General features: G+C 71.7%; 5 protein-coding genes. All 5 read left to right on the top strand.

The genetic code is table 11. The features are described 5' to 3' along the window. Window positions 1-168 precede the first annotated feature (168 nt). On the top strand, window positions 169-1059 hold the full coding sequence (uppS, locus tag K4G64_RS38265) for a polyprenyl diphosphate synthase (protein ID WP_308122602.1): 891 nt from the start codon (window positions 169-171) through the stop codon (window positions 1057-1059). A gap of 215 nt (window positions 1060-1274) precedes the next feature. Further along, the gene (locus tag K4G64_RS38270; protein ID WP_221760467.1) at window positions 1275-2201 is read left to right on the top strand and encodes a trypsin-like peptidase domain-containing protein; all 927 of its coding nucleotides are present in this window, start codon (window positions 1275-1277) and stop codon (window positions 2199-2201) included. A gap of 65 nt (window positions 2202-2266) precedes the next feature. Continuing rightward, the gene (locus K4G64_RS38275; RefSeq protein ID WP_221760468.1) at window positions 2267-3739 is read left to right on the top strand and encodes a hypothetical protein; all 1473 of its coding nucleotides are present in this window, start codon (window positions 2267-2269) and stop codon (window positions 3737-3739) included. Next, window positions 3736-4848 (top strand): MoxR family ATPase, encoded by a 1113-nt coding sequence (locus tag K4G64_RS38280; RefSeq protein ID WP_221760469.1) that lies wholly within the window; start codon window positions 3736-3738, stop codon window positions 4846-4848. Before K4G64_RS38275 ends, K4G64_RS38280 begins: the two co-directional genes overlap by 4 nt. After that, a partial coding sequence (locus tag K4G64_RS38285; protein WP_221760470.1) for a hypothetical protein occupies window positions 4848-5087 on the top strand: 240 nt, incomplete at its 3' end. The genes K4G64_RS38280 and K4G64_RS38285, both read left to right, overlap by 1 nt.

Genomic DNA, 5087 nt, shown 5'->3' on the forward strand with positions numbered 1-5087 from the left:
GGGCCGCCGCCTACGACGCCGAGACCGCGCGCCTGGACGCCCTGCTGCAGGATTTCGGCGACGCCGAGTGGCACGCGCCGGTACGGCTGCGCTGGTTCCGGGCCGACGAGTCGACGAGCCGCCGCACGGGTCCGCGCGGCCCTGGCCTGGAGTCTGACCCCGCTGACGGTGCCGCCGCCGCAGCACCCGGGCGCCCACCGGCCACCGGCACCGGCCCGGCCTGCAGCGGCCCCCGGCACCTTCCGGCCGCCGCCGCCCCACCCGAGCGGCGCGCGGCCCCCCGAGATCCCGCCCGGCGATCTGCCCACCCATGTCGCCGTGATCATGGACGGCAACGGCCGCTGGGCCCAGCAGCGCGGCCTGCCCCGGCACGAGGGCCACCGCGCCGGGGCCGACGCGGTCCGCGAAGTGGTGCACGGCGCCCTGGACATCGGCCTGCGCCACCTGACGCTCTACACCTTCTCCACCGAGAACTGGCACCGCGACCCGGAGGAGGTCGACGCGATCCTCGACCTGCTGCGCCGCGAGATGACCGAGAACCCCTTCCGCGACCTGGACGTCCGGCTGCGCTGGCACGGCCGCGCCGGCCGCCTGCCGCCCGACCTGGTCGACGTCCTCCACCTGCGCGAGCGCACCACCCGCGCCCGCACCGGCCTGACCCTGACGATGTGCATCGACTACGGCGGCCGGGACGAGCTCACCCGCACGGCCGCCGCCCTGGCCCACCGGGCCCGGGAGGGCCGTCTGGAGCCGGGCCTGATCGCCGAGGACGACTTCGCGCGGCACCTGCCCCTGGCGGACCTGCCGGACGTGGACCTGCTCTGGCGCACGGGCGGCGAACAGCGCGTCTCCAACTTCCTGCCCTGGCACGCGGCCTACGCGGAGCTGCACTTCACGCCCGGCCTCTGGCCCGACACCGACCGCCGCGATCTCTGGCAGGCGCTGACCGCGTACACCCACCGCCAGCGCCGCCTCGGCGCGACCCCGGCCACGTCCGCGGCTCCGAAGCCGGAGGTGTCACGGGCGGTGGCCGACGTCCGGGGCCGGGTTCGCCCGTAGGGCACACAGAGCCACGGCTGTCACGCGCACCGGCGCAGTCGGACGTCTCCGACGGCGGACGGTCACAATCGGTTCACACTGCGCTCTCGCCGGAAGCCCGCCGGATGCGTAGGGTTTTTCCTAGGCTCAGCGTGACTGATCCTGCCTTCACCGGGGGAGGTACGCCCGCGAGCCTGGAGGGGGGTGCTGGGGCGTTGGGCGACTGGCGCGTTCGAGTGAGAGGTCCCGACGGAGAGAGCCTGTCCGGCGCGGGCGTCCTCATCGGCGACGACCGGATCCTTACCTGTGCGCACGTCGTGGCCGAGGCGCTGGGGCGGCCCGATGAGCAGAGGACGGTCCCCGACAGCACCGTGCTGGTGGACTTGGCACCCTCCGGTGACACGCGGCCACGGCGCGCCCGGACGGTCGACGGCGGCTGGTTCCCGGTCCTGCCCTCGTCCGGCGACATCGCGGTCCTGGAGCTGGAACCGGGCGGCCCGCCCGTCGAGGCCCGTCCGGCGCGCCTGTTCCCCGGTGATGACACGGGGCCGACCGAGGTGAGCGTCTACGGACACCCGGGCCGGGGACTCGGCGACGGTGTGTGGGTCGAGGCGACCGCGACCGGGCGCGGCGGGCCCAACCCCGCCTGGCGGCAACTGGACGGCAGGGCACACGGGGTGGCCGTCCAGCGGGGGTTCAGCGGGGCCGGCGTGTGGGACCGCGGCCTCGGCGGTGTCGTCGGCCTGGTCGTCGCCGCCTACGGTTCGTCCGTCGAACGGGTGGCCTGGATGTTCCCCCTGACCGCCATCGCCCGGGAGTGGACACCGCTTGCCGCCCTGCTCCACCCGGCGGGATCGGCACCCGCCGAACTGACCGCACGTCAATGTGCGGAACTCGCCCGGCTGATCGCATCGATACCGCGCTTCGGGACGCTCGGCGGCCGTCAGGACCTGGTCTCGCTGCTGCCCCCGGAGATCGGCTCGGTGGTGGCCGAACGCCCCGAACCCCACGCTCACTTGTACAACGTGGTTCGCACCAGCTCTGAATACGAAGGAGGCCTGGACGAACTCATCGGCGCAGTACGGACCTTGGTCGGTGATTCGCGTGCCGTCCGGTCGATCGCTGCCGAGATGCGGCGTTGTGAGGAGGAGGGGCGCCGATGACCGGACCTTCGACACTCTGCGTGGCCGAACCTGTCCACGCCTGGATGCCTTACGGGAAAACGGGGATGGCGGACACACTCGACGACGACCCATCGGACTGGGCGCGTACCAGCAGACTCGTGGAAGTTCTGGAACGCACCAGACCCATGGCGGACCCGGAGCTGCGACGCCAGTGCCTGGAGGTGACGGGAAGCCGGCTGAGCATCGACGTCGCGGGGCTCGTACCGCAGGGTGTGACCACGCGAAGCCAGCTCTACGACGTCGTAAGGCTCTTGGGTGACATCCCCGGCGGCCTCCTGGCGCTGGCCGAGACCGTCCGGTTCTTCGCTCCTGGTGCCCGCTCCACGGAGGCCTTCCACCACTTGGTGCGCTCGGCGTTCGTCCAGCCACCGCTGACGGAGGCCGAACTGCGGCACATCCAGGCGCTGTTACGGCAGTCGCCCAAGGTGCCGGTCGGCCGGATCCACCGGGCGGCCCGGGGTGTCTACGAGCGGCTCCCTCCCGGGTACGACGACATCGTGCTGGCCTTCGAGCACCTGGTCGAGGCGAACGCGCGGGCGGACGGTCTGTTCCCCTTCATGCTGTACGTCGAATACGTCGCGGCGCTCGCTCCCGGCCACCTGGCCCGGCAGTTGCGCGAGTGGAACGCCGCGGTCGCCGAGGGCCTCGGTGTGCGCGAGACCCTGAACACGACGCGCGCCGCACTCGTGCCCGTAGCACTCGAGCACACCGCGGGCATGGGGTATCTCGCGATCCTGATCGAGCGTGGCGACGACGGCGACGGCGGGTATCTGGTGTCCTCCTGGACCAAGGAAGACGTGTTCTCCCCCGCCCGACCGGACTTCGTGGACTTCGTCTGTTCGGACGGCGATCTGGAGATGACCGTGGAGCGCGCCATCTCCAGCGGCGAGGCGTCCCTGGCCGGCCTCGACACCCCCGTGCAGCTGGAGTTCCTGCTCGGCCGGGACTTGGTCGACCTGCCCATAGAGGAGTTCTCCACGCACCGCTCCTCCGGCCTGCCACGCTCCCTGATACGCCACTACCAGACGGTGATCCGCAGCCTGGAACGGCAGCGCGACCCGTCGATCCAGCGGGTGCTGAAGCAGCGCTGGCGCAGCTTGCGCGACACCCCGCACGAATGCTCCTGGCACGCGTGTGACGGAACGGGCGGCCTGAGCGCCTCCGACCTGCAAGACCTGCTCGGCCGCGACAGGAACGGACGCGTGGTCGCGGTCGCCCTGCTCGACGCTCCCCGGAAACCCGAGCCGGGGGCCGTCCACTCCTACGACGTGGCCCTGCGCGAGGGCGTCCCCGCGATGCTCTGGGCCCGCTCAGCCGGTGCCGTTTCGGGGCTCGGTGATCTCGCCGACCAGTTGTTCCAGGCGAACCAGCTGAACGCGCTGGCCACCCATGTCCACGAATCCCGGGGATCACTGGTCTCCGGCGAGGTTCTCGTTCTCATCGACAACCCGGAGAACGTCTACGTGCCCTTACGCCGTTACCAGTCGCCGCATCACGAGGGAAGGACGCAGTCATGAGTGACGGCCGACCCGCCGACGACAGGTTCCCTCCGGACACCGGACAGGATTTCCCCACCCGGAACACCGCGCCGTGGTGGGTCTACCACGGCGACGGGCGAACCCTGGCCGCCCGTGATCTCGACGACGTGCTCATGGGTCCGCCGCCCTGGCGCACCTTCGACGGCAGCCCGCTGCAGCCCCGCCCGGAGGAGGACCAGGCGGAGACGTCACGCCGCATCGGGCCACCCCGTCGCGAGGGCGACCCGCCCCGCCCCGTCGACGTCGCCGAGGCGGACATGGTCAACGCGGCCCTGTATCTGCGCCGGCCGCTGCTGATCACCGGCCGCCCGGGCACCGGCAAGTCGAGCCTCGCCTATCGTGTGGCGCGCGAGTTGCGCCTGGGCCGCGTCCTGCGCTGGCCGATCACGACGCGTACCACCCTGAAGTCCGGACTGTACGACTACGACGCCATCGGACGGGCACAGGACGCGGCCGCTCTGCGCGCCGCGGCGGACACGGAGGCCGGGCCGGGTGACAGCCGGACCGGTATCGGCGATTACATCAGGCTCGGCCCTTTGGGCACGGCGCTGCTGCCGTACCGGCTGCCGCGGGTTCTCCTGATCGACGAACTCGACAAGAGTGACATCGATCTTCCGAACGACCTCCTGAACATCTTCGAGGACGGCGAGTTCGACATTCCCGAACTGGTCCGCATCGCCTCGCGCGAGCCGACGGCCGAGGTGCTCACGGCCGACCCCGGCGCTACGGCCCGGGTCGCCGGCGGCCGGGTGCGCTGCCGCGCGTTCCCCCTCATCCTCATCACCTCCAACGGAGAGAAGGAGTTCCCGCCCGCGTTGCTGCGTCGCTGCCTGCGCCTGGAACTGCCGCCACCGGATTTGGACCAGCTCGCCGCAATGGTGGCGGCTCGTTTCGGGCAACGAGCCGGTGACCGCGGTCAGGAACTCGTCCGGCTCTTCGTCGCACGCAGTGCGCGCGAGGGCGGGATGAGCGCGGATCAGCTGCTCAACAGCGTTCATCTCGCGACGTCCGACCGGTTCGAGGGGGACGAGCACTGGGACCGGCTGGTCGACGCTCTGTGGCGCAGCCTCGACCCGACGAGGCCGTGATGGCTGCCGCCCCCCGGCCTTCGATGCCTGCGTCCGGCCTCCTGGGAACGACGGATCTGACGCCGTACGAGCTGTCCGACGGCCTGTGGCTCGCCATGTGCCTGGCCGGGCGCACCCGCGAGACCCTGTCCAACTTCCTGGACGTCGCCGCCTCCTTCGCCGCCGGCGACAACGAGGCGTCCCTGCTCGCCTTCCTCGGCTTCCTGCGCACCGCTGCCCAGTACGAGAAGGGCCTCGAC

This window comes from Streptomyces sp. WAC04114 (assembly GCF_019733245.1).
Lineage (GTDB): Bacteria > Actinomycetota > Actinomycetes > Streptomycetales > Streptomycetaceae > Streptomyces > Streptomyces massasporeus_A.